The 22,142-nt window shown below is 59.0% G+C and carries 22 protein-coding genes; 8 read left to right on the plus strand and 14 right to left on the minus strand.

The features are described 5' to 3' along the window. Positions 1–67 precede the first annotated feature (67 nt). From ACQRCJ_RS02060 to ACQRCJ_RS02075, 4 genes are all read left to right on the plus strand, one after another. Positions 68–2,065, plus strand: a complete 1,998-nt coding sequence (locus ACQRCJ_RS02060) for a DNA polymerase (RefSeq protein ID WP_427799282.1) — start codon at positions 68–70, stop codon at positions 2,063–2,065. Positions 2,066–2,320: 255 nt separating this feature from the next. After that, positions 2,321–2,641, plus strand: a complete 321-nt coding sequence (locus ACQRCJ_RS02065; protein ID WP_368491555.1) for a DNA polymerase — start codon at positions 2,321–2,323, stop codon at positions 2,639–2,641. A gap of 458 nt (positions 2,642–3,099) precedes the next feature. Next, the gene (locus ACQRCJ_RS02070; protein WP_303934078.1) at positions 3,100–3,618 is read left to right on the plus strand and encodes a DNA polymerase; all 519 of its coding nucleotides are present in this window, start codon (positions 3,100–3,102) and stop codon (positions 3,616–3,618) included. A 96-nt stretch (positions 3,619–3,714) separates the two neighbouring features. Further along, a complete protein-coding gene (locus tag ACQRCJ_RS02075; RefSeq protein WP_303934081.1) occupies positions 3,715–3,918 on the plus strand; it encodes a hypothetical protein in 204 nt (67 codons plus the stop codon). Between the two features lie 512 nt (positions 3,919–4,430). Here ACQRCJ_RS02075 and ACQRCJ_RS02080 read toward each other — a convergent pair. From ACQRCJ_RS02080 to ACQRCJ_RS02090, 3 genes are read right to left on the minus strand one after another with little or no spacing between them, the layout of a single operon-like run. Continuing rightward, entirely contained in the window at positions 4,431–6,023 is a 1,593-nt protein-coding gene (locus ACQRCJ_RS02080; RefSeq protein ID WP_168936208.1) for a phage terminase large subunit family protein, read from the minus strand. Further along, positions 6,004–6,726 carry a hypothetical protein gene (locus ACQRCJ_RS02085; protein ID WP_168936207.1) on the minus strand — a complete coding sequence of 241 codons (723 nt, stop codon included), beginning with the start codon at positions 6,724–6,726 and terminating at the stop codon, positions 6,004–6,006. The genes ACQRCJ_RS02080 and ACQRCJ_RS02085 overlap by 20 nt, the downstream gene beginning before the upstream one ends. Then, complete coding sequence (locus ACQRCJ_RS02090) at positions 6,716–7,777, minus strand: hypothetical protein (RefSeq protein WP_427799265.1); 1,062 nt, start codon at positions 7,775–7,777, stop codon at positions 6,716–6,718. The genes ACQRCJ_RS02085 and ACQRCJ_RS02090 overlap by 11 nt, the downstream gene beginning before the upstream one ends. Positions 7,778–7,909: 132 nt before the next feature. Here ACQRCJ_RS02090 and ACQRCJ_RS02095 point away from each other — a divergent pair, with 132 nt between their 5' ends. From ACQRCJ_RS02095 to ACQRCJ_RS02110, 4 genes are all read left to right on the plus strand, one after another. Beyond that, positions 7,910–8,515 carry a hypothetical protein gene (locus ACQRCJ_RS02095; protein WP_427799266.1) on the plus strand — a complete coding sequence of 202 codons (606 nt, stop codon included), beginning with the start codon at positions 7,910–7,912 and terminating at the stop codon, positions 8,513–8,515. Between the two features lie 11 nt (positions 8,516–8,526). Continuing rightward, positions 8,527–9,672 (plus strand): reverse transcriptase domain-containing protein, encoded by a 1,146-nt coding sequence (locus ACQRCJ_RS02100; protein ID WP_427799267.1) that lies wholly within the window; start codon positions 8,527–8,529, stop codon positions 9,670–9,672. 415 nt (positions 9,673–10,087) lie between these two features. Continuing rightward, on the plus strand, positions 10,088–10,693 hold the full coding sequence (locus ACQRCJ_RS02105; RefSeq protein WP_427799268.1) for a crossover junction endodeoxyribonuclease RuvC: 606 nt from the start codon (positions 10,088–10,090) through the stop codon (positions 10,691–10,693). 40 nt (positions 10,694–10,733) lie between these two features. Continuing rightward, a complete protein-coding gene (locus ACQRCJ_RS02110; protein WP_303934092.1) occupies positions 10,734–11,111 on the plus strand; it encodes a hypothetical protein in 378 nt (125 codons plus the stop codon). Positions 11,112–11,161: 50 nt separating this feature from the next. Here ACQRCJ_RS02110 and ACQRCJ_RS02115 read toward each other — a convergent pair whose 3' ends face one another. From ACQRCJ_RS02115 to ACQRCJ_RS02165, 11 genes are all read right to left on the minus strand, one after another. Then, positions 11,162–11,398: a hypothetical protein gene (locus tag ACQRCJ_RS02115; RefSeq protein ID WP_168936405.1), complete on the minus strand. Its 237-nt coding sequence runs from the start codon at positions 11,396–11,398 to the stop codon at positions 11,162–11,164. 9 nt (positions 11,399–11,407) lie between these two features. After that, positions 11,408–12,196 (minus strand): hypothetical protein, encoded by a 789-nt coding sequence (locus ACQRCJ_RS02120; protein WP_427799269.1) that lies wholly within the window; start codon positions 12,194–12,196, stop codon positions 11,408–11,410. A gap of 2 nt (positions 12,197–12,198) precedes the next feature. Continuing rightward, positions 12,199–13,665 carry a hypothetical protein gene (locus ACQRCJ_RS02125; RefSeq protein WP_427799270.1) on the minus strand — a complete coding sequence of 489 codons (1,467 nt, stop codon included), beginning with the start codon at positions 13,663–13,665 and terminating at the stop codon, positions 12,199–12,201. A gap of 3 nt (positions 13,666–13,668) precedes the next feature. Further along, complete coding sequence (locus ACQRCJ_RS02130) at positions 13,669–15,021, minus strand: hypothetical protein (RefSeq protein ID WP_427799271.1); 1,353 nt, start codon at positions 15,019–15,021, stop codon at positions 13,669–13,671. A gap of 25 nt (positions 15,022–15,046) precedes the next feature. Beyond that, a complete protein-coding gene (locus ACQRCJ_RS02135; RefSeq protein WP_168936409.1) occupies positions 15,047–16,366 on the minus strand; it encodes a hypothetical protein in 1,320 nt (439 codons plus the stop codon). Positions 16,367–16,374: 8 nt separating this feature from the next. Further along, a complete protein-coding gene (locus ACQRCJ_RS02140; protein ID WP_168936410.1) occupies positions 16,375–16,830 on the minus strand; it encodes a hypothetical protein in 456 nt (151 codons plus the stop codon). A gap of 56 nt (positions 16,831–16,886) precedes the next feature. Beyond that, complete coding sequence (locus ACQRCJ_RS02145; protein WP_427799272.1) at positions 16,887–18,635, minus strand: hypothetical protein; 1,749 nt, start codon at positions 18,633–18,635, stop codon at positions 16,887–16,889. Positions 18,636–18,647: 12 nt separating this feature from the next. Next, on the minus strand, positions 18,648–20,225 hold the full coding sequence (locus ACQRCJ_RS02150) for a hypothetical protein (protein ID WP_168936386.1): 1,578 nt from the start codon (positions 20,223–20,225) through the stop codon (positions 18,648–18,650). Positions 20,226–20,234: 9 nt separating this feature from the next. Further along, positions 20,235–20,681 (minus strand): hypothetical protein, encoded by a 447-nt coding sequence (locus tag ACQRCJ_RS02155; RefSeq protein ID WP_303934109.1) that lies wholly within the window; start codon positions 20,679–20,681, stop codon positions 20,235–20,237. 3 nt (positions 20,682–20,684) lie between these two features. Further along, positions 20,685–21,104: a hypothetical protein gene (locus tag ACQRCJ_RS02160; RefSeq protein ID WP_168936384.1), complete on the minus strand. Its 420-nt coding sequence runs from the start codon at positions 21,102–21,104 to the stop codon at positions 20,685–20,687. 137 nt (positions 21,105–21,241) lie between these two features. Continuing rightward, a complete protein-coding gene (locus ACQRCJ_RS02165) occupies positions 21,242–22,000 on the minus strand; it encodes a hypothetical protein (protein ID WP_427799273.1) in 759 nt (252 codons plus the stop codon). Positions 22,001–22,142 lie beyond the last annotated feature (142 nt).

Below are 22,142 nucleotides of genomic sequence, written 5' to 3' on the forward strand. Positions count from 1 at the left end.
AGACAGGAGGAAATTCATGTCTGTACCAGCACTTTGTCAGGAATGTCCCCTATGCGGCAGGCCGCGGATGGCGGCCGCGCATTTCCAGAAACCGGATGTCCTCTTCGTGGGGGGATATCCCCTGGAGACCGACGTGAAAAACGGGGCCTTCATGGGGAAAAACAGCAGTCTGCTGAGGAAGCTCATCCAGACGATGCAAAGCAAAAGGAGCCCGGGAGACCAGCTGCTCATCGATTACGCCTATGCGTGCCAGTGCAGCCCGGCCTATGACTACGAAAAGAAGAAATTCCAGATATCGGCCGAGGAAATAAAACGCTGCTCAAGGTACCTGCGTGAACGCATCGACCGCACGCTTCCCGCGGTCATCGTGGCCATGGGCGCTGATGCCCTCAGGGCCCTGGAATTCAAGGGAAACCAGCGGGACATGCGCGGCGGGATCTACCACTTCACACGCGGCGACGGCGCCAGGGTGCCGGTCGTCGCCACCTACCATGTGGTCGAAGTGGCCAAATCCCCAGGCCTGGTGCCGACCTTCCAGAAGGACCTTGAAAAAGCCTTTACTCTGGCCAGGGATGGCATGACCGATGCGGAAATGGACATCAGCACGCCCACGACGGTTGGAGCGATCCTTGAAGCTCTGGACGGTGTCCTGAAGGTCGCGGCTGCGCGGCGGAAGGAGACGGGGCGTCCCCTGGGCCTGTCGGTGGATACGGAAACGACGTCCCTCACGCCCCATGTGCAGGAGGACAGGGTCATCGCCGTGTCCATGTCCTGGGCCAGGAATACCGGCCTCGCGTATCCCTTCGAACACCGGGCCGTCCCGTTCACCGCGGACGAGTCCGAAGCGATCCGGAAGAAGACGGAGGAAGTGCTTTCCAGCCCCGACGTGGCGCTGATCTACGCCAATGCCAAGTTCGATATCCAGTGGCTCAAATACCACTATGGGCTGGATGTCGGCCCGCTCCGATACGACGTTATGCTCGCCGAGCATGTTCTCGATGAGGACAAGAAGGGGGAGTACAGCCTGAAGGACATCACCCGTGACCGCTTCCCGAGCATGGGCAAGTACGAGGAAGAGCTGAAGGCCCATCTTCAGGAAGTCTGGGGCGCCAAGGATGCCGGGGTGGACGAGCTGCTCGCGGAGCACAAGCGGCGCTCCGACAAGGCGGTCGTCGACTGGTGGGTCGGCCTTGACCGGGAGCGGCGGCTTTCCCTGCTCAGCGACTGGGTGACGGAAGGGTATCTCGCTCTTGCCGACACCACAGGGCTGCATGAGGTGAAACGTCGCAAGTTCAGGGGGGAGATGGTCATCCCCAAAAAGTACCAGCAGGCCGTCGCGAAGCTGCTCGCGAACGTCCCACAGGAGGAGTTGCCGGAAGAGGCCCGCATCCCGGCGCCGGAGATACCGGACGACCTGCGCGTGCACTCGTACGAGGATGCCGATATCGGTATCCTGCTGCGATATGCCGCCATCGACGCCCTGACGACGCGCATGATCTGCGAGGCACAGAATGGTGACTTCGTCCGGGACATCGTCCGCGTACGAAACATGGAGGCATCCCTGGGCCGCAAGGTACCGGCGCTGACATGCCGCCAGGCCATGGACAGGATCACAATTCCGCTGTGCGAGTGCATCGCCCACATGGAATACCACGGCGTACGGCTGGATCGTGAGAAGGCGAAGTCTTACCGGGACATCCTGGTGGAGAAGATAGCCGAAGCAAAGGACGTCATGTTCACGGAGGTCGGGCGGAAGTTCAACCCGAGTTCGAGCGCGCCTGATCTGGGGAAGATCCTCTTCAACGAAATGAAACTGCCCGTACTGAAAAGTACGGACTCCGGGGCGCCCAGCACGGACGCCGAGACCATCAAAGAACTGTCGGACCGGTTCGACCTGCCGTTTCTGGGCAGCCTGCTGGTTTACCGCAAGCTGGACAAATGCCTGCATACGTACATCAACAACTGGCTCGACATGAGCCGGTATGATGGACGCATCCATGCGAAGTTCAACCAGATAGGCACGGCGACGTATCGTCTGAGCAGTTCCAACCCTCTGCCCTGCTAGGGGTTGTAAAACGACGTGAATTCGGTGAAGGACCAGACCGGTTAACACCGAGCCAAGTTTGCTGGCAGTAACAAGCTGACGGCGAAAAGGTGTAACGACTATCTCGAAAGAGAGTACACTCAAGTGGGTGGAAGCGCGTCGCAAGGGTGCGGAAAAGATAGACCCTTGATGATATAGTCTGCTCCGGGCAGGAATGTCCGGCAGCCTTGAAAAAGGCGGGTACGGAGTAACGACCCGTATCGAACACAAAGGAACCTGCAAAACGTCCCGTTCGCACTCAAGGAAGCGAATCTGAACCTCAAGGCATTGTTTATACCTGACAGTGATGGTTATGAACTCTATGACCTTGATATCAGCAACGCGGAGATGCGTGTGCTGACGGGGTACAGTAAAGATGAAGCTCTCACTGGAGCTTTCAATCACGGGAAAGACCTGCACTGTCTTACTGCTGCGGGTATTTCCGAATATACATATGATGATATCAAGGAGCACAAGGAAGACAAAACGACTGACCAGTATCGCAAGCGTCAGCTTGCGAAGAAGGTTAATGAATTGGCCTTCTCTAAACCCTGTTAATTGCTGGGACATCGAACAGCGACAATCAGCAGCCAAGTTTGCTCCAGAAGGGCAAAAAGGTTCAACGACTAGCCGAAAGGCGTAGGGCCAAGTGGCTCGAAACGCAGGGTGCGCCGTCATGGCGCAAAGATATAGTCTGATCTGCATGGCAACATGCAGCTGCTCGAAAGGGCGGCGTCGGCGTAACGAACCGGCGTGAACATATTGCAATTTCGGTAAACGGTTGCCGAAGTAAAACGCACTCAATTGCTGGAAACCCTAACTTTGTATGGACAAAGAAGGGCAATCAGCAGCCAGAGTTGGTGGGAACACCTTCAAATGGTTCAGAGACTGACAGCGTTTCCAGACCGGAAGCGGCTGCGGCGTCGTAAGGCGCAATACGGTGCGGTATGGTGACAGCCATACAAGGTATAGTCCAACCCCTGTGGTAACACGGGAATAGGTTGACAATCTATTGTATGAGTCCTGACAGGCTCAAACAGCAATTATGGAGTGAGCTCCGTATTGATGAATCAATTGAGCAATGCCAGGAGTATCTGGACAAGTTCTTCGAGACGTATCCAGGCGTGCGTCAGTATATCGAAGAGACAAAAAGGATGATCCGCAGGTACGGATTCACCTGGACGTACACAGGCAGGCTCAGACGTTTCGCCATCGCGGCGTTCAGCCGGTCGCAGATGTCACGGTTCGAACGGCAGGGCGTCAATGCCCGTATCCAGACGACGTCTTCAGACCTCGTCATGTCGAACTTGATCGACTTGCAAAAATGGCTCCTTCCGCTTGGCGGACGTGTCTTGCTTACTGTCCACGACTCGCTTCCTTTCCAGCTTCCCAAGGGGAACGACGGGGTCAAGAAGGAGCTGGACAGGATCATCATGGAGAATACGGCACAGCGTGCTCCCTGGTTACCCGTGCAGTGGAAGTACGATGTCGGCAAGGGCCCCAATTACGGGGATACGCATGGCAACGTCGAATAGTCAAAAAATCGTCGTATCCATGTTATAAGAAGACGGAATGGCAGGAAGCCTGCCGGTCATTCCACGTTCGTGGCATGGTGGACAAATGAGGTGAATGTGCGAGCACAAACATCAGAAGACACCTTTTCCCGTCTGGCTGAAAAGTTCGAGGGCAAAGAGGTGCGTGTCTACCTGGCGAATGGTGCGATCCTTTCCGGTCGCATCACTTTCAAGGACGGGTGGGTGGAAGTCACCGAGGTACGCAGCGGCAAAAGCTCGTTGTGCAACCTCAACCATGTGATCTCCATCTCCCGTATGTAATCCAATGTTTCGCAAGCCGTTCGGCCTGGACAGGAAACCTGTCCACACAAGGTCCCTGATCGCGGAGCGATCGGGAACTTCAGATCCTCCGACCTGGATGGAGCACAGGAAACATGGAATACATCAACGGCATTTCGCAAGTACGGATCCTTCGGGAACGTGCGGGCCGGGAAACCCGGTCAATGTTCAGTCCAGGCCTGAATAAGCCGCTCCGAGTCCCTGCGGGACATCTGCGCGAGCTTATACGGCCGGGGTGCATGCGCACACAGGAAATGTCCGTGAACAGGCTTTCGGATCGTTGCTTTGGTACTGCCATACCATGGTCGCGGAAACCGCGACACCTGCCGGCCTTCGGATCACGACGGCGACCAGGCTCCGGCTTCACAGCCTTCGCCCTGGCGCCTCTGTGATCCCAAGAGGATACAGAACGGTCCGAAAATCAGAGGGGCCGGTACGACAATACTGTCGTACCGGCCCCAAATACGTCGAGGTCTTTTGTTTTTAGCCGGTCGTCAGACGGTGGCCGTGAATCCCATGCGACCGCTCAACACCCTGCATCCGAACCAGCCGAAGACCATGCTGTGGAGCGAGTCGTCAGGATTCGCCGGACCATGCCGCCAGACACGCTTGCTCACGCCGCGATCTTCCCCGATGACCTCCTGCCGTATATTCAGGATGTCCCTGGCGAACGGCTCGAACTCCTCCCAGCGGAACGTACGGACATAGCCCGCTTTCATATCCATGAAGAAGGCGTCGATGATCGCCGTCCTGTTGACGGTATAGCGCATGGACCTCTCATCCCATTTGTAGGGGGCCGAGGCATCGGAATACATGATCGGGATAAGGCGCATGTGGGCCGGTATCTTGCCGGACAGGGCCGACATGGCGAAGTTGCCGCCGCCGTGGTCGCCACAGACCATGTGGACGCCGAACCGTACAAGCCACATGGCGATGTCGTCCACATGGTTGGCCGGCTCCCCCTCGCCGTAGATCTTTCCGAAGATCTTTTTGTAAAGGGGCTGCTCAGGGTAGCAGGCATAGATGCTGAGGACGGTGCGGCTCACGCCCAGGACGCCACCCCCACCCCAGTCGATGCCGGCGACGATGAACCTGGCGCCGCTCCCGTTCTCGGGGCACAACCTGTCCATAAGGGGCAGGGAGGGGATGCACATGGCCCGTACCATCTCCGGCGTGATGGGCGATGTGCCCTCGCCGTTGGGCAGGCCCATGACTTCGTTGTCGAACTTGACCTCCGAGTAGACCTCGCGCTTTTCCAGAAGGCGCTTCCACTTCTCTTCGGAGTTGCAGTGCATGGGCATGATGATCTGCGGTATCCAGTAGCCGTCGGCGAAAGGTTTCCTGTCCTCCGTGCCTGGATTGAACGGTATCCATACGCCTGAGAACGTGTCGAGCGCGTGGCCGCATTTCTTGCAGATGAGCCCCCTCAGGCCGATGTTCTCGTGCGAGGGCCTGTTCCATGTATTGCAGCCCTCGCACTTGATGCACCAGGTATTCTGCGTTGATTCCCCCCAGAGGAACTCCAGAGGCGTGTTCAGGCTCTTGCTCGTCCCGGCATAGGTGAAGCGCGGACTTGGGGCCGCAGACAGGCATTCCTCGGCGTCGATCATGGCGTCCCAGAGCATGTCCTGGACTTCGTCGAGGTACATGTCCTGCCCGGAACGTCCGCGGACACGGTCGGCCGATTCCGAGAAATAGCTCATGATGATCTCGGCGTAGTTGGACAGGAACTTGTTGTAGACGTTGTCGATGATCCCCTTCCCCTTCAGCAGGTTGTGGTACACATAGGGGCTTTGCTGCAGCATGGGGTTCAGCTTCGATGTCGAGAACGAGGCCGTCTGTGCCGCGGACGAATTGCAGTAGATGACCTGCTTGTAGGGGGACGTCGTGACGCGCGTGATGATGTCGGAAGCGATCACTGTCGTTTTCGACACCTGGCGCCCGGAGCGCATGACGCGCCTGGGGTGTGGTGAATCGAATACCCGCACGAACATGGGGTAGTTGCGCAGGGAATACGGCTCCCCCTGAAGGCGCAGCAGTTTCTGCGCCATCTCGGCGACCGTGTAATCAGTCTGTACCTGTCGCATTATCCGTCCGGGCGTAAGGCAGTGTAGGATCGTAGAGCAGGGCGCCGATCATGCGGCGTACGAGCAGCGTGGCTTCCGTGTCGGTTTCCAGCATCCTGATACTGTCGTCGGCAAGGAAACTCTCGGCGTCGGCCTTGTTCGTATTCTTCGCGAAATCGCTGATGACGTCGAGGATGTGTCCGTGCTCCTTCCGTAATCTGGAATCTTTCCGCAACCCTGTGAGCTCGTCGAGCATGTCCTGGGCGAAGGCCAGGTTTTTGGGCAGGATGGTCCAGTCGCGGAAGCGGGCGACGCTCGCCACATAGCCGGGCACCTCGCCCGTGAAACCGCAAGCCATGTCACCGTGGACGGCGTGGAAGATCTTCATGATCTGGTCGACGGCGTAACACATCTCTTCCACTTCCGGCGGCTGGATGACGTCCATCACGCAGATGTTGTTGGCGAAGGCGTTGACGGTCTTCTCGAAGGCGGCGGCTGACTCGAACACGGCCCCGCTGTTGGCGGCCACGGCCTGCACGGCAAGAAGCTTGTCGACGGCGGCGTCGGAAACATCGGAGCGCAGCTCAAGCAGCAGGGTCTCCGGCTCCCACGAGAGCCAGGCGTCACTCTCGAAGACGTGGTCGCATGCCAGGTAGATGTCGAAGGGATGCGCGGCCAGCAGGGGGTCGCGTTCCCGCATGAGGGCCGTGGTCTCACTGGGCATCGCCGTTCCTCTCCCGTTCCGTCTCTTCGGTCTCCGTCGGGCGCGCGCCGCCGAAGAGCTCGAGGAGTTCCGCAAGGCGCTCCGTATCTATCCGCCCATCCCCATCTTCAACCTCTTCCAGCACTCCGGGGCCGAAGCGGCCGATGATGTCGGATTTGTCCATGGCCCTGGCCACATCCTCGGCTTTGCGTCCGTCATCGGCGGCCATCTTCGCTTCAGACGCGAGTTCCCCGGCCGTCTTCAGGCGCATGACGCTGTGCCAGGCATCGGGGATGCTCCGGCTGAACCTTCCCCGCTCAAGACCGCATGCTTCGTCGGCCAGGCAGACAGCCCCGGCCAGTTTCATGAGGTCGTCCCTGGAAAACGCCGTCACATCACAGGAACGCAGTTCTGAGGCAAGGACGGCATAGCCGGAGCTGTCCTCACCCATCCTGTCCATGGCCACCTTTCGCAGCAGGATCTGTTCGGCCATGTCCTCACGCGGGACGACATGTACTCCGGTGTACAGCCTGACCTCGTCAGGAACGTCAGCTCCCATTTCGGACGCCACCTTCAGGAAATTTTGGGCGAACGCCACCCTGTCACGCCCGGAGAGCTGCCGGTATCCGGTGGAAAAATCCTTGCCGGCCTGAACCAGCTCGCTTTCACAGGCAACTTTGCACTGGGGCAGGAGTTCATGGATCACGGAGACGGCGGCGGCCTTCTTCTCCAGGGGGCGCATGGCGGCGTTGACGCTCACACCGTGCAGGATCTCGAAGGTCCTGAGACGTTCATCGATCTTCCCGGCCAGGTCGGCTGCGATCTTCTCGCGTTGCCCCTCGAAATAGATGCGGCTCAGTATGGTGTCTTCAGGCGTGTCTGTCGGGAAGCTCGCCGTTTTGTCCAGCGGCTCCGGACGCTCCATGCTGAAAAGGGTGTTCATGGCGGCTTCGGCCAGATCCTGGTCATCCAGACGTTTGGCGATCTTGACAAACGCCGCGCCTGACCGGTCCGTGCGCTGGTCAACGATGGGATGCTGTTTTACTGCGGAATGCTGTTTTGCTGTGGACATGGCAACTCCCGGATTTTTGGAGATATTTGGGGAAAGATTGTCCGTCGGGAATCCGTCTTTTCAACGATTGCTTGTTATAAGCAAGTGATGGCAATGGGCTTGTACAACAAAATACTAAACGGAGGTGATCCCATGCTCCAGTCAATCGACATATGTCTTGATGAACAACAGCCTGAGACGAGGCTTGTAAGGTTCGAATCGTGCAGAAATATATTTTTGGGAACAACATCAAATGATGAAAGGAATGTGCTCTACACAAAAGTGACATTTAATGCAGACGATTTTGAAGGAAGGATAAATAGAAAGAAAATAACACTTACATTCATAGATGTTGATATGTATGAAAAAAACAAGGACAGCGTTCTTGATTTTAGTCCTGTTTTTACCGTGGCGAAAGGTGTGACATGGAGATTTGTAAGGTCATTGAAAGATGAAGTCAGAGACAGATTCATAATTTTTTCTATGGACAAGTATCTTGTAATTCCGCTTAATTTCGACGGATACAGATTTAAACCATACGGAATTGAATTTGATGGTGTGACATACTCAAGGAGTAGAAAACCAAAAATATCAATACATGATCTTGAGATTATTGATCTCATCTATTTCGGCAAGATAATTCCGAAGATGGAGAATCAGAGAAGATTACATTCGGTACTCGGTAATCTGGATATCAAGATGCCGGATATCGAACGGGCTATCAGTGCGAACACTTCGGAAAAACATTCCATCCTGTGAGGGAAAACGTCGTGGAAATAACGAGAACCCATATCACCGGTGGGGCGGCCAATCCCGTCAGCCACATTGAAAACTGGTACGATCTTGCCGCTGTGCTTGGTCTGAAAACGGGGACCTTGTCGTATGCCTTGCGGGAGAGGGACAAACTTCAGACGAAGATAAGGCTCGGTGACCGTACCGTGTACAAATCAGGAAGGGCATTGAAAGTCATCCAGAGCAGGCTGACCACGCTTGTGGAGCCGCTCTTCGATGCGCTTCCAGGCAACGAATGCGCCCTCGCATACCGCACCGGAGTCTCGGCGACGGACCGGATACGGGAGATCCCCCATGCGAGGATGCTCGTGACCTTTGACATCAGGAAGTATTACGACAACGTGACGCTCCGGCACATCGAGGAGTGCCTGCGTGGATGCGGGTTCCGCACGCTCGGAGCCAGGCTGGTCGGCAGATACTGTGTTGTCAGGAGGGAAGGGCGCTGTACGCTTCAGCAGGGAAGCCCCGTGAGCCCGGCGATCTCGAACATCGTCGGGCATTTTTATTTCGATACACCGATCAGGGCATGGCTTGGATCGGAGTTCCCGGATGTGCGTGCGACCTATGTCCGCTACTGTGACAATATCGCGCTTTTCCTGCATGACGGGGTTCCGGAAGGATTCACGGACAAATTCAAGTCATTCGTCAGGGAGACGTTCAGGAGCGGCGGGTTCCGTACGCACAAATGGAACTGCATCACGGACTCCAATCCGGTGAAGAACCAGAAGTTCCTCGGCGTCGTCCTCAATGCCGAAGCCCGCGTGGAATTGGTCGTCGTCGACAGGCTGCGGGCCATCCTGTTCAACTGGTGCCTGTTCGGGGGGCAGTGCACGGCCGACCGGTTCATGTCCGAGGAGGGTATCCAGCTCAGGGACTTCATGTTCGACGGCATGAAAGTAGGAAAGCTCCGGCAGATCATGCGCGGGCATATCAACTATGTGAAGCGCATCAACAGCAAACATGGCTTATGGCTCGACAAGCTCCTGGGCGCTGCGTTGTATCTTGACGAAAAAGGCATGCCTGCCTGCGCCAATGAGGAAATGTTCCGGCGCGTGAAAAAGTACAAGGACTGCAACGAGTCCTACGATGACTTCATGGCCGGCATCACCTCGATCACAGGTTAATATACTTATATTGTTGCAAAGCTCCTAAACAAGTAACGGATGGCGGACAATCTCTGTCTGACTTCGCCATACTTGTTTAGGAGCTTTGCGTTGGAAGAGAAAACAGTTGCCGCACAATATGCAAATTCGTGCATAGAACAGTGCGAGACAGTGTGTAGGGATACATGCGAGCCTGGAGACATTTTAGCTGATGGAGAGGTAGAAAACCGTGAAAGGCTCGCAGGTGTCTTCCAGCGCATACACAGACGGCACACGGCGCGGAAGGTGCATGACCGCACGCCGTATGCCGCATGCCGCAAGTGTGGTGCCATGGCCTGGGAACAGGCCTACGATGACTGGTACTGCTTCCGGTGCGGGAATCGCGGCTACTGGCACGGCGCCGGTGCGAAACGTGAGTTCGTACAGGGGGGCGCGCATGGAGCCTGATGCCAATCGGATATTTGTCGGCATCGACCCCTCGTCACGCAATACCGGCGTCGTCTGTCTGGACGGGGATGGGCGGCTGGTGGCCGCGGTCAACGGACGTGATTTTTTTAGCCCCGGGAAAGAGGCCTACGACATCTGGCGCCACGTTGCCCAGGCGTCCGGCATCCGCGATTTCCTGTCGGCGTTCTCCATAGCCGCCATAGCCTACGAGGACTACTCCTTCGGGAGCGTCCACCGTGCCTACACGCTTGCCGAGTTCAACGGCATCCTCAAGGCCGGCCTGCTCGATGTCTTTGGCGGTATCCCAATTTTTGTGGCCCCCACCGTGAACAAAAAATTCGGCACGGGAGACGGCAGGGCAGGGAAGGAAAGCGTCATGGAACGCGCTGGAAAAGAGTGCCCGGACTTGCTGAAGCTGCCTGAAAAACAGCTGACGTCAGACGTTTGTGACGCGTGGTCATTGGCGAAACTCGCCTGGTATGTTGTCGGGCCGGAAAAGGCCGCGAAAGCGGATTTCGGCAGTGATCTGCTCAGGACACGGCTGGAGATCGCGGCATCCGTCAGGGAAAAATACGGGATATTTAAAGAAAATTGAAACCGGAACCAAACAGGGAACTGTATAAGGAGAAAAATAAATGTCTTTGAACGGACATACGCATGGTTCATCCCGGGAAGGATACGGTGAGGAATGTCAGGACTCCCGCACGAAGCTCGTGCTGGTCATGTGCGACATGAAGAAGGGGGCGTTCGACTTCATAGGCGAGGAGCTCCCCAGGCCGTATTCCGGAAACGTCCGGTTGCGCAACGCCCTGGTGCTCGCCTACGGTGAGAAGCTCGTCCTTGAGCGTCTGGACGACCTGCACGTCCCGAAGGGCATGATCGACCTGGCGTATACGGAGACAGTCGTGGAGATCCCTTCGGACTGTGTGGCGTATACCGTCACCTTCCCCGCCGACTCGGCCTGCGAGCTGGCAAGGATGTACGGGGACTTTTTCACTGTGCCTGTGCATTAGGCAGAACGGAAAACCAGCAAACCTTAACGCGATGGTGCCGGATTGTCAGCTCAATCCAGAAAGTCGATCACTCCACTGGGCACATTGTTCCCGGGCGGCAGCGGGTCACGGTAACGCATGGTTCGCGCCTGTTCGGCCAGAGTTGGCAGGCGCACGGCGATAGTTCCCCGGGAGTGCTCCGAAGGCAGACCGAACTCCCGCACGCCGTTGACACTTTTTTCGTAAAGACGGACAAGCCAGCCGGTTTGCCCGTCTTTTTTCATATCGGAGGTCGACCAGGTGGCCATACGAAAGTCCTATTGGATGACGGTGGCGCGGACGTCCCGGCAGATGACGGAGACGGTGGACGTGACGGGCACGGCCCGGCGCCAGGTGATGGTCGTGGCCCTGTCGCCGTCGCTGCCGGAGGCCTCGTCGTAATCGACGCCGCGCACGCACAGCAGGCCGTCCACGAACACCTGCAGGCCGTTCCCGCCGACAAGGTATTGGGGAACGGTATACGTATCGCCATCCGCGTATTCTTTCAGACGGGTACCCGGCAGGGAATCGGCGCGTTCCGTGATCACGCCCAGGCCGTAATCAAGCATGGCGGACTGGACGATCAGCCGCATGAGGTCCTTGACGGTCACGATGGTCCCGTCGAGGATGCCCGCGTTCTGGAGCCCGCTTACCGGGATCTCGATCCGTATGTCGTGGGACGGGTCGATGGTGTCGTTGAAGCGGATGTAGTCCGAAAGGTCTCCGGCTTGTCCGGCCTCGACATACTGTTCCCGTTCCCCGGCCTCGCAGAGGATGCCGTCAAGGAAGACGCGGATCTGACCGGCGCCCACGATGTATTTCGCAGGCAGCTGGAACTTTTCGTTCGCCGGGATGGCCTCTTCGCGTGAGCCGGCCGCGGACGTGAAGATATGCGCCGTCCACGGCTCTTCCAGCTGTGTCAGACGGCTGTCGGTACGGTTCATGTACCAGTTGAACCACTCGTGGGGCGGGACTTCCTTGATCCAGCCCTGTTTCTGCTTGTCGGTGCTGGGGGCGGCCACGTTGTTTTTCGGGGCTTCGGACGCCCAGATGACATTTGCCTGCATGTCTAATCCTCAAGTTTTGATGTGAACAACGCGGCGCCGAAACCAGCGGATCTCTCCGCGCCGTAGAAGCCGAACCGTATACGGTCGGCCGCCAGGGTGTTGAAGCTTGCATCATTGAAGCCTGTCGCCCGCAGGGCGCCCAGGAAGCCGAAAAAGACCTCGATCGGGACGAGGCTGAAGTCTGTGGGCTCCGACCAGGCAGACCACTCACCGATATCGGACTGGTGCCGGCAGGCGACCGTGTATGCGCCGTTGACCGGCAGCGTGCCCTGATCGATCAGGTCTATTGGTGCCTGTCTGCCGGTAGTGAACGTGACCACAGGCGTGCCCGTGGCCTTGTCAGAGATGCGGTATTCCGTCTTTGTGAACGGGTCGCGATAGGCATTGAAGTACCCGGTGTTGTCCAGCACCAGCAGGTCGCGGAACACCTGCTGGTTGGGGGTGGGGCTCGTGATGTCCGGCGTCCTGATGGTGCGCACGCTCTGTTTCACCGGGGTGGAGAACAGGGCCATGTGCTTCACCCGCACGCCGGGAGCATTTTTCGTGACGGCCACACGCAGCTGCGTGAATCCGCCGTCGACAAGGTAATATTCGTCGAACCACTGCTCATCGGCCGTCATGGAGACCTTGTGCAGCGTGGCGTCCTTCCACGCGCCGGAAACGCGGCCGTCACGGTACTGGACGGCCAGCTTTCCGGAACCGGTGTCACGGCGTATGACGAGCGTGCCGCGCGGCGACTGTTCCAGCACGGTCGTGATCTTGGAGTAGTACACGGCTCCCGGGGCGCCCGTAGCCAGTCCTTCCGCGATCTCCCAGTCCGTGTAGCCGAGGATCGCCGGTGTCCGGTAGGTATTCTTCAGCACGTCCTTGAGGATGATGCGGCCCTTGTCCAGCAGCTCCCTGATCTCGACTTCCTCGGCGCTGGCGCCGTCGGAGATGAGCAGGCGCATGCCCCGGCGCAGACCGGACGAATCCGTCACATCGACGCTGTCGTCGTCGGCGACCGCGCAGGTGACCGTGCGGTTTTCGATGTCCCGCATGATGAGGTCACCGGTCCACATCTCGAATTCGAAGCCGAAGTCCGCGTACTTCCAGTCCAGCAGGACCGTCTTCGTCAGGCCGTGGATGAGGATGCCGTCATTGCCGATGACGTCGACGACGTCCTTTTTCAGCTCCCCGACTTCTTTCGTGGCTCCTTCCAGCGCCAGGGTGACCGTCTTCAGCGGCACCTCGAACAGCAGCTTGCTCTCGTCGATGGCCGCGTCGTCAGCGACCATGTCGTTGGTCACCTGATGCCGTCCGCCTTCCGTGTGCTCGGCCTCGGCGCTCTGTTTCAGGAAAGCGGTACGCTGGACTATCTGCGTCGGCTGGATGTTGATGACACCGTCCTCGCCACCGAGGATGGCATCCGTCTTCTGGATGCGGTAGATGTCATCCACCCAGCGGGCTTTTTCTCGAATCTCTGCCATGAGTTACACCGTGGGATCCATGTGGATGTAGATATCGGACCAGCGGGAGACGCTGCCTTCCGTGTCGGCATGCCGGATGCGCAGGTACAGAGCAGGCGCATCAGCCAGCTCAGGAGGCAGGGGAAAGGTGATGCTCCCGTCTTCCATGTCTTCCGCCGGGATGGTGACGCTGTAATCGTCATCGCCCATGTACACGGATGCGGACACGGTGGCTTCCATGTACGCTATAGGGATTCCATACAGGGTTCCGTATTTGCTTCCCCTGATGGTTATATTTCCGTCGTGACATGAGGCGGAAAAGATCTCCGGCTGCCTGATGTCCTCGATCCAGGTCACAGCGACCACGGGGCGCACGACGATGTACCGGACTTTGAAAGGATACGTCCCGCCTGTGTAGCGCAGGCGGATGGTCATCGTGCCCTGCGGCAGGGCGAAATTGTCGTCCACCGTCCCGTCGGAGTATTCACGTCCGGGGAGAGGCTCGGCGGTGCGCCATACGGAGCTTCCCGCCAGGCGGTATTCCGCCGTTGCCGTTATCTCACCGCTGTCACGGCAGACGATCAGCCTGCCCGAAGAGGCGTCCGCCAGCACGTCCAGCTCTTTCGAGATGTAGGTGAAGTCACCGTTGGCCACGGCGCCGGTCAGGCTATCCGGATCCGCCAGCAGGTTGGTTGATGCGAAGATGCCACGATCGCGGGTGATGTGCAGGCGCTCCGTGCAGCGGATGCGCCTGTCGGTAAGGATGGACATGATGACGACTTCTTCGGGCCTGCCGCCATCCTCGTCGCATACGACGTACGACTTGCCGGTTTCGAGACCGGCCGTGCTTTCAACGTCCAGGGATTCGTCGCCATCGATCTCTCCCAGCAGTTTCGTGGACATGAAGTGCATGGAAGTCACGCTGTCCGTGAACAGCTCGTACGCACTGCGGTTCCCGGAGTATTCCTGGCTCAGCGGGATGAGGCGTATCATGGCACCGGAGAAGGACAGGCTCACGTCCTGCATCATGTCGGCGCGGGTACGAAGCTCTTCGGCGGTGAGCATGACTTTGCCGATGGCCGTATACAGATCCTTCGTGCCGTGGTCCAGGGCGAGACGGTCTTCCGGGATGTTGATGCCCGGCTTGAAGTCCTTGTCCTTCAGGGCATGATGCCCCTCAAGGCTGTGTCCGGTCTCCAGGAACTTCCTCAGATACAGCGTACGGTTGCCAAGCTGGAGCCACTGGATGTTCGATGGTCCGTCCTCGCCTGTAAGGGGGTCGTAGCCCAGCACCCTGTCCGTGATGGCCAGCTGGCGGATGTATTCATCCCACACCGGCTCGCAGGGAACGGCGAATGAGATCTGAGGCTCAGGCATCGCTTTCTCAGGCATTGCTCTCTTTTCAGGCATCGCCGCCCTCCATGTTTCCGCGGCTGTACTGGGCGCTTTCCGACCAGAGGGACACATTACCATCGTCCGCCCTGTAGCGGGCGCGCCACCATACGGACTCCCCGGGGGCCACGGGATGCGCGGCGAGCACGGTGTCCTCCAGGCCCCAGACAGGCGCTGGGTCGCTCGAGGCCGGGAGCGTCACGGTCTCGACGGAGTCGGCGAAGTAGTTGTCCGGCGCGAACTGGATCTCCGTGCCGGCATGCTTCGCGTCGTACAGGGCGCCGAAGCGCTGCAGCCTGAAGTCGGGCGCGATCACCACAGGGGTGCGCACGGTACTGGGCAGCACGCCCGTCGTGGTGGACATCAAGACGATGTGGTCGACGCCGGTGTCTCCCAGCGCGGTGATGCGGAAAGCCAGGCGCCCGCCGGGGACGTCGTATATGGAACGGTAATCGCCACTGACCTGATCCATATAGGTTCGGGTACAGGGCACTTCCGTCCAGTCGGTGGGGCTGTCGCTTTCCCGGTGGTATTCGACCATGAAGCGAACGTCTTCCTTGTGGCTGATGATGAGGCTGCCCTGTTCGATGCCGTCGAGCAGCGTCGTCAGCACGGTCATGTACGTGGCACCGGCATCAGCTTCCGCCTTGTTCCCGGCATATCTCCATGCGCTCTTGGTGAGAACGGCCGTATCGTTCGTGGAGAACTGCATGATCTCGTGCAGCAGCACACGCCGCTCGGTCAGGATCTCCTTGATGGTCACCTGCTGTTGCATGCCGGTCGTGCGGTCGATGATGAGGTAGGCTTCCCCGGAAGCGATGGTGGCCGTGTTTTCCAGGTCGATGGAATCGTCACCGGCGATGGTCTCGATGACCCGTACATCCTGGAATGCGTCGCGCAGGGAGAAATTGTCCGTGAACAGCTCGAAAGCGTAGCGGGTGTAGCCGTACTCCCAGGACATCATCAGGGCGTCATAGATGGCCCTGAGCGGTGTGCCCATGGTGCCCGAGATGCTGTCCAGGCCCTGTTTGATACCGGCCAGGATGACATCCAGCCTGTCGATGCCCTCCCGTATCCGTCCGGTAGGCACGGAGAGGCGCAGCTTGCTTTCGGCGATGGCCGCCAGACGGGCGATGTGGTGCTCGCAAAGCAGGTGGGATCCGTCCGGCTGGTGGTCCATGGCCAGCAGGGCGCGCAGATACTGGGTACGCCAGGCAAGCTGGCGTGCCTGCACGTTGTTGATACCGAATTCCCCGCCCATGACGGGGTCGGTGCGCTCGATGGCGTAGACCGGCGTGACCCAGACCGGCGACTCTTTCAGAACGTCCATTGGGCCCCCTAGAAGATGATGGACCACTCGCCGTCCACGGCGATGTCATTCGCCTTGTAGATGGCCTCGCGCGTCTTCCTCGCGAACAGGCTGTCGTCGTCGCACAGCAGGCCGTACTCGACGATATTCATGCCGTTGGCCTCCTCATAGCCAAGCTGCCACCTGAACCGTACGACGCCCGGTTCCGGAAAATCATGCCCCACGATGGCGTTGCGATACATGCCCGTGATGACGGTATCCGCAGGGGTAGGCGTTTCGTCGTTGACGCCGACGGCGAAACGGGTGATGCGTTTGGACTGGTCGCCCTCGCTCACCAGCCTGGCAAGGGCTTCCCGTGCCGTGTTCACGATCATGTTGTGATCGCTGTACTCGCGGATGACCTTCCCCGAGCGGTCGATGACCCGCATGGAAAAGACGCCCCGGAGGGGGGCCGTTTTGTCCAGGATGGAAAATTTAGCAGACATGGTAGCCTCTATGGTGGATTCACGTTGCTAAATATTGGGCGGGTGATGCCTTCCCCTTAAGGTCTTCTGGTGACTGTCACACGGAAGTCGTCATGCGTTGGCATGCATGCATCCGCGTATGCGCCGAACGACACATGCCCGCCGTCCAGTATGTCATTGCCGAACAGCATGTGGTTCTCGCCGAAGCGGTATGTACCGTCGGCATGGGTCATGCCCGAGTAGGTCAGGACGACGTACCGGTCGAGGTAGGGAGACGTATCCCAGGAGTAGGTATCCTCAATGGTCCTGTGCCGGGCGAGTATCTCGAGGATGTCGCTCGTGTTGTCGTGGGACAGGTCCCAGCCTGTATCGTAAGGGATCGTCCCGTTGAGGAAGGCCGCGCCCGTGATGGTCTCCTGGTGGCGAAGCTGCTTTTCCGGCGCGCAGGTATACGACTGCCCGCCGTCGAAGCGCATCGGGACGGCGACGGCGTCCCTGCCATGCGCCATGTGGGGATCCATGTAGTAATAATAGACGCCGTCGAAGCGTCGCGAGTGCCCGTAGTCGTATGCCGACGCCATGACCATGTCGGCATTCATGTCGTTGTCGCCATCCTCGGCCTTCTCCGTGTCGACGAACAGGGCCCGGAACAGGGGCTCGACAAGAGGATAGAGATAGACGGGGAATCCGGACTCAATGATCTTGTGGAATTCCCGGACCTGTCTGAGATATGTCTGGTACGTCTCGAAAGAGACACCGATCTTCACATAGACGGTGTTGTACTTGAGCACCTTGTCCATGAGCTCCATCTTTTGCTCATGGCTCAGCCCGCTGTTCCCATCGAGCAGGGCATCGGGGAATATCGAGTGTTCCCACCATCCCGGTGCGTTGACGTAGTCGAGTACCTCGTTGAACGTGGCCAGCAGCGTGAACTGCGGCACGGTATCGCCAGGCTTTGCCGTCAGCTTCGAAAAGGCATAGGTGTAATATTTGGACTTGTCCGTTTCGATGCAGATGTACGGAGCCTCGTCGATGATGCCGCGTTCAAGGTCGGCATTGACGTAGTAGCTGTCGACGATGGTCTCATCCCTGTACCGGGTATAGGGGACACCGTACATGATGTTGAGGACATCCGAGATGCTCTTTGTCGTCTTCGCGTTGGCATAGAAGCGCATGAGCGCCGAGACGAACCACTTGTACTGCTCGCCGTCATTCGACTTCCGGTACAGGAACCGCCCGTAACGGTTGTAGATGACCGTGCTGGACAGGGCCAGGTCACAGGCCCAGAGCAGGATCTTTTTCCGGCCGCTGATGTCAAGCTCGTACGAGTAATCGGCGATGCCCCTGTCACCGAAGAGGTCGACATAAAAGCGGTAGCCCTTGCCGGGGATGACATCGAAGTGCCTGCCGCGCTCCAGGACGACAGGAGCCTCGAACAGGGAGGTGGTCAGGTACGCCGTGTCGACGACACCGGGGAAATCGACCTCGTAGCAGGCCACCTCCGTCCTGTACTCGTCCGTGTATACCGCACGCAGGTCCGCCGCGTCGATGACGAGCAGTTCGAACTGGCTTGCATCCGTGATGGGCACGTCCAGGATGTTCGAGGCCCGAACGAGATCCAGCAGCCGCGTATATTCCTTCGAAACAGCGGCCATGCTCCCGGACGCGGCAAGCGAGACCGGGACAAGGTCCCGGTAGTAGGCCGTCCAGTAGTCGCCCAGGGCCGTAAGCATGGATCTGGCCTGAAGGGAGTGGTCGCTGATCTCCAGCAGGTGGGTGGCCACATCCGGGGAGATACCTTCCGCCTTGTACGGGATGATCGCCATACGCCGGCCCCCTTACGATTTGGAGAAATTCACGGTCACGAGCCCCTCATCGGTGTAGAGCTGCACCGTGTTGTCTGAAAGCTGCGCCGAATGGGTTTCCGTGATATCGGCGACGGAGAACTTGTCCGGCATGTCGAACCGGAGGACTTTGCCGTTGAGCGGATCGAAGAGAGAGCCCTTGCAGACCACAGGCAGCCTGATCTTGTGGACGGCATCCACAGCGTCGTGGACGGCGGCCACCAGTTCGGATGCGACCCAGGGAGCGCCGGTCTTCACCAGGTTGGAGACGTAGTCCGTGGCCGCCAGCCGGATGCGGGTCGAAATATCAGCCAGCTCTTCTTCGGAGTAGCCTGACTGCAGGGGGACGAGCGTCACATCGAGCACGGGGCGCAGCACCAGGGGGATCTTGTGCTTCACCAGGGGGTCGTAGCAGACGACACGCTGCCCGCCGGCCCGGACGAAGTCGCTCACCCGGTTGAGCACGGGGTCGGTAAGGATCTCCAGGGTGACCTTGTCCAGGCCGGACGTTCCGGAGACCCTGATGGATTCCGGCAGGTAGTTCCCGCTCCCGAAGAGCGTCTCCTCGCAGGCGACCTCAAGACCGGTGGGGGTCCCGTCGATATACGCGCCCGAGAACCCGGCGACAGAGACGTCCCCAGGAAACTGGCCGGTGCTGACATATCCTTCGGCGTCCGCTGCCACGTCGTACATCTGGCGTGTGAGCTCCGTGGCTATCCAGATGTCGGCCTTGTTGCCGACATGGACGCGCACACCCTGAAAATCCACGATGTCCCGGAGCTGTTCCTTTTTCCCGTGCCCGGCCACATAGAGGTCGATGATCTCGTCAAACTCCTCGCGCAGCACGGTGTTGATGGCCCTGTCCGTGATAAGCTCCCGGGTGGTGATGGCTTTTTCCGCGCGGCGGATGAAATCCTCGCTGCTTTCCACCAGGACACCGGCGACGAATTTGGACGGTATCGAAGCGCGCAGGAAGTAGATGTCGCCGACGGTCGCGGATACGGTATCCGTCACGTCCGGGGCAAGGTCGGAGTTCCCGTCCGAGCGCACGGCGACGTCGATATAGTATTCGTTGATGTTGTCCGTGGAGTTGTACAGGCAGCCGAAGCTGTCTTCCGTAAAGACCTGTTCACCGTCGGCCACAAGGGAGAGGGGGGCGGCCGGGACCACCGGCGCGGTGGCCGGTTTTGTAGCCGTGCCGACCGGCTGGCCGTCTTTGTACTGCAAAAAGTCGACCGGTTGCAGGAACCAGAGGCGGACATGACCGTAGGAAGGCTTGCCGTCGTTGCGCGTCACGAACCAGTTCGACAGGATGCCGTCCACGGCGTCGTCGTAGTCCTCCTGACCGATGGTGTCCTTCAGCTCCAGGGCTTTCTGGAGGCTCTGGTAGGCGCTGGCCCTGTCCACCATCTGGGCGAACAGGCCGTAGATGACGGCATTGGGCTTGATGACGGCGTCATGCAGGCCGGTACCGTCCTCGAGGGAGCCGGAGTAGCCGGAGTCACGAAGGAACTGGACGATGGTGTTGACCGCGGAATCGAACCGCTCTCTGGAAAGGATAAGATCGCTCATGAGGAAGCCTCAGTTACGGCGCCGGTCTGTCGTGAGGGCCACGACGGCGCGGTTGTTCTTCGTGGTCAGTATCTCCAGGTAGACGTCCACCCTGTCCGGGGACAGACGGGCGTTGTAGCGGATGTCAAGAACGTTGATGCGCAGCAGGCGCTCCTGGTCGTTCCCGTCGGTCCTTTTGATGAATTCGGTACAACGTCGTACGTCGTCATGGACTTCGAGCGTCAGTTGCGGGATGAACGCCTGGGAGATCTGGGTATGGTGCATGGAAACGCCGCCGTATCCGGGGTCAAAGGCGTCCGAGCCCCGGCCGGTGAGCAGGTATTTCACGACCTTGCCGGCAATGACTTCGATGCCGGAGGCGGATGGGTCCTCAGGTCGCACGAGCTGCATGTACTCGCTGGAATTCGTCTGGTCGGTGTAGTTGCCCGTGGGGTTGTACAATCTGAGGTCGAGCACGGCCTATCCCTCCGTCGTGGTCTGGGCCGCTTTGGCTTCCTTCGTCCCGGACAGCATGGCCAGGATCAGCCCCTGCTTGTAGGCGAGACGCGACTTGCGCGTATCGAGGTCCCTGGAGGCAAGGTCATAAAAATCCTTGCGGTCCCGGTTATACAGTTTGGCCATGCGGGTGCAGGCCTGCGTGGCGTCGTAGGCGTCGGACATGGCCAGCAGTTCGGCGGGCATCTTGGCGTGGACGGAGGTGAAGACGGCGTTGGCGATGGCCCTCCCGTCCGTGGAGAGGGCGGTCATGCCTTCCTTCTGGGGGAGCTCTTCCGGCGTCTTGTCGTCCGTTTCCCCCGAGGCCGTCCTGTCCCCTTTGGACAGCATGGAGCTCATGGAGCCCAGGTACTTGATTATGTCTGTGGCTGAGGCGATGCTCATCAAAAATTCCTCAGTGGTTTGAAACCTCCCCCTTCAGGAAGAGGCAATCCGCACGACCCCTGTCCGTCGGCTGCGGAGTCAGTCGGCGGAACGGTTAGAACAGGCCGACTGTGGATTGAAACATGTATGGCTCCGGGTCAGGCGAATTTGCGGCGGATGCCGGGGCGGGCCATGATGCCCTCGATCTTCCTGCGCAGGAGGTTTTTGCGGTAGGAGAGCTGCGAGAGCGTGATGCCGAGCTTTTTCTGGAGCTCCGCGTTGGAGAGCACGGCGGCGCCGTTGAAGCCTGTCGTGTGTTCGAAAAGACGCTTCTCGTCCGGGGTCAGCTCCATGTAGATGCCGGACAGCAGCATGTCGTCATCAGCATCGTCACTGGCGGAGAAAAAGTCGCCGGAAACGGCAGGGCCGGATTCCAGCAGGTCACGCCGGTTGTAGTCCCGGAAACGGGTTATCTCCGAAGCAGTCCAACCGAGTTCGTCATGCAGTTCGTCCGTGGTCGGTTCCCGGCCCAGGACCGTCGTGAGCTGGTCTACGGCCATGTTATAGGTGTTGACCTTCATGGTGATGTTCTCGGGCATCCTGACCGTGTTCTGGTGCGTATAGACGATACGGCTGAGGGGGAGCAGGGAGTTGGTCACCCATGTGGCCAGCGCGGCGCCGGAATGCGGGTTGTAGCTGTCCAGGGCCTTTTTCGTGAGCAGCTTCGCCTCGTTGAGCAGCACGTCGCGCGGGATGGGCCCGGCCCATTTGTTGACCTGGTTGTTGATGACGCCGCTGAACCTGTCCAGCAGCTTGCCGAGGTTGTCGGGCGACGGGACGCGCTTGTATGCGTTCCAGAGACGCATGTCTTCGTCGACGAAGGCGGCGTTGACAGGGACGGGTCGGACTGCGGGCATAAAAAACCTCCGCGGAAAGATTGTCCGCGGAGGTTGGGGGGATACAGGTGGGAAGGCGGTTCAGGTACACTGAATAATATAGTTCAACCACATGGTTTTACCCAGCGCGCCTTATATCCCCGCCCTGAAGGGCGAGGCTTTA

The organism is Desulfovibrio sp. SGI.102 (genome assembly GCF_050314315.1).
Taxonomy (GTDB): domain Bacteria; phylum Desulfobacterota; class Desulfovibrionia; order Desulfovibrionales; family Desulfovibrionaceae; genus Desulfovibrio.

Excerpts from the sequence above, each read along its gene's own strand:
- ACQRCJ_RS02060 (WP_427799282.1), top strand. The coding sequence starts at position 68 with ATGGCGGCCGCGCATTTCCAGAAACCGGATGTCCTCTTCGTGGGGGGA.
- ACQRCJ_RS02070 (WP_303934078.1), top strand. The coding sequence starts at position 3,100 with ATGAGTCCTGACAGGCTCAAACAGCAATTATGGAGTGAGCTCCGTATT.
- ACQRCJ_RS02080 (WP_168936208.1), bottom strand. The coding sequence starts at position 6,023 with ATGCGACAGGTACAGACTGATTACACGGTCGCCGAGATGGCGCAGAAA.
- ACQRCJ_RS02085 (WP_168936207.1), bottom strand. The coding sequence starts at position 6,726 with ATGCCCAGTGAGACCACGGCCCTCATGCGGGAACGCGACCCCCTGCTG.
- ACQRCJ_RS02090 (WP_427799265.1), bottom strand. The coding sequence starts at position 7,777 with ATGTCCACAGCAAAACAGCATTCCGCAGTAAAACAGCATCCCATCGTT.
- ACQRCJ_RS02095 (WP_427799266.1), top strand. The coding sequence starts at position 7,910 with ATGCTCCAGTCAATCGACATATGTCTTGATGAACAACAGCCTGAGACG.
- ACQRCJ_RS02105 (WP_427799268.1), top strand. The coding sequence starts at position 10,088 with ATGGAGCCTGATGCCAATCGGATATTTGTCGGCATCGACCCCTCGTCA.
- ACQRCJ_RS02110 (WP_303934092.1), top strand. The coding sequence starts at position 10,734 with ATGTCTTTGAACGGACATACGCATGGTTCATCCCGGGAAGGATACGGT.
- ACQRCJ_RS02115 (WP_168936405.1), bottom strand. The coding sequence starts at position 11,398 with ATGGCCACCTGGTCGACCTCCGATATGAAAAAAGACGGGCAAACCGGC.
- ACQRCJ_RS02120 (WP_427799269.1), bottom strand. The coding sequence starts at position 12,196 with ATGCAGGCAAATGTCATCTGGGCGTCCGAAGCCCCGAAAAACAACGTG.
- ACQRCJ_RS02125 (WP_427799270.1), bottom strand. The coding sequence starts at position 13,665 with ATGGCAGAGATTCGAGAAAAAGCCCGCTGGGTGGATGACATCTACCGC.
- ACQRCJ_RS02130 (WP_427799271.1), bottom strand. The coding sequence starts at position 15,021 with ATGCCTGAGCCTCAGATCTCATTCGCCGTTCCCTGCGAGCCGGTGTGG.
- ACQRCJ_RS02135 (WP_168936409.1), bottom strand. The coding sequence starts at position 16,366 with ATGGACGTTCTGAAAGAGTCGCCGGTCTGGGTCACGCCGGTCTACGCC.
- ACQRCJ_RS02140 (WP_168936410.1), bottom strand. The coding sequence starts at position 16,830 with ATGTCTGCTAAATTTTCCATCCTGGACAAAACGGCCCCCCTCCGGGGC.
- ACQRCJ_RS02145 (WP_427799272.1), bottom strand. The coding sequence starts at position 18,635 with ATGGCGATCATCCCGTACAAGGCGGAAGGTATCTCCCCGGATGTGGCC.
- ACQRCJ_RS02150 (WP_168936386.1), bottom strand. The coding sequence starts at position 20,225 with ATGAGCGATCTTATCCTTTCCAGAGAGCGGTTCGATTCCGCGGTCAAC.
- ACQRCJ_RS02160 (WP_168936384.1), bottom strand. The coding sequence starts at position 21,104 with ATGAGCATCGCCTCAGCCACAGACATAATCAAGTACCTGGGCTCCATG.
- ACQRCJ_RS02165 (WP_427799273.1), bottom strand. The coding sequence starts at position 22,000 with ATGCCCGCAGTCCGACCCGTCCCTGTCAACGCCGCCTTCGTCGACGAA.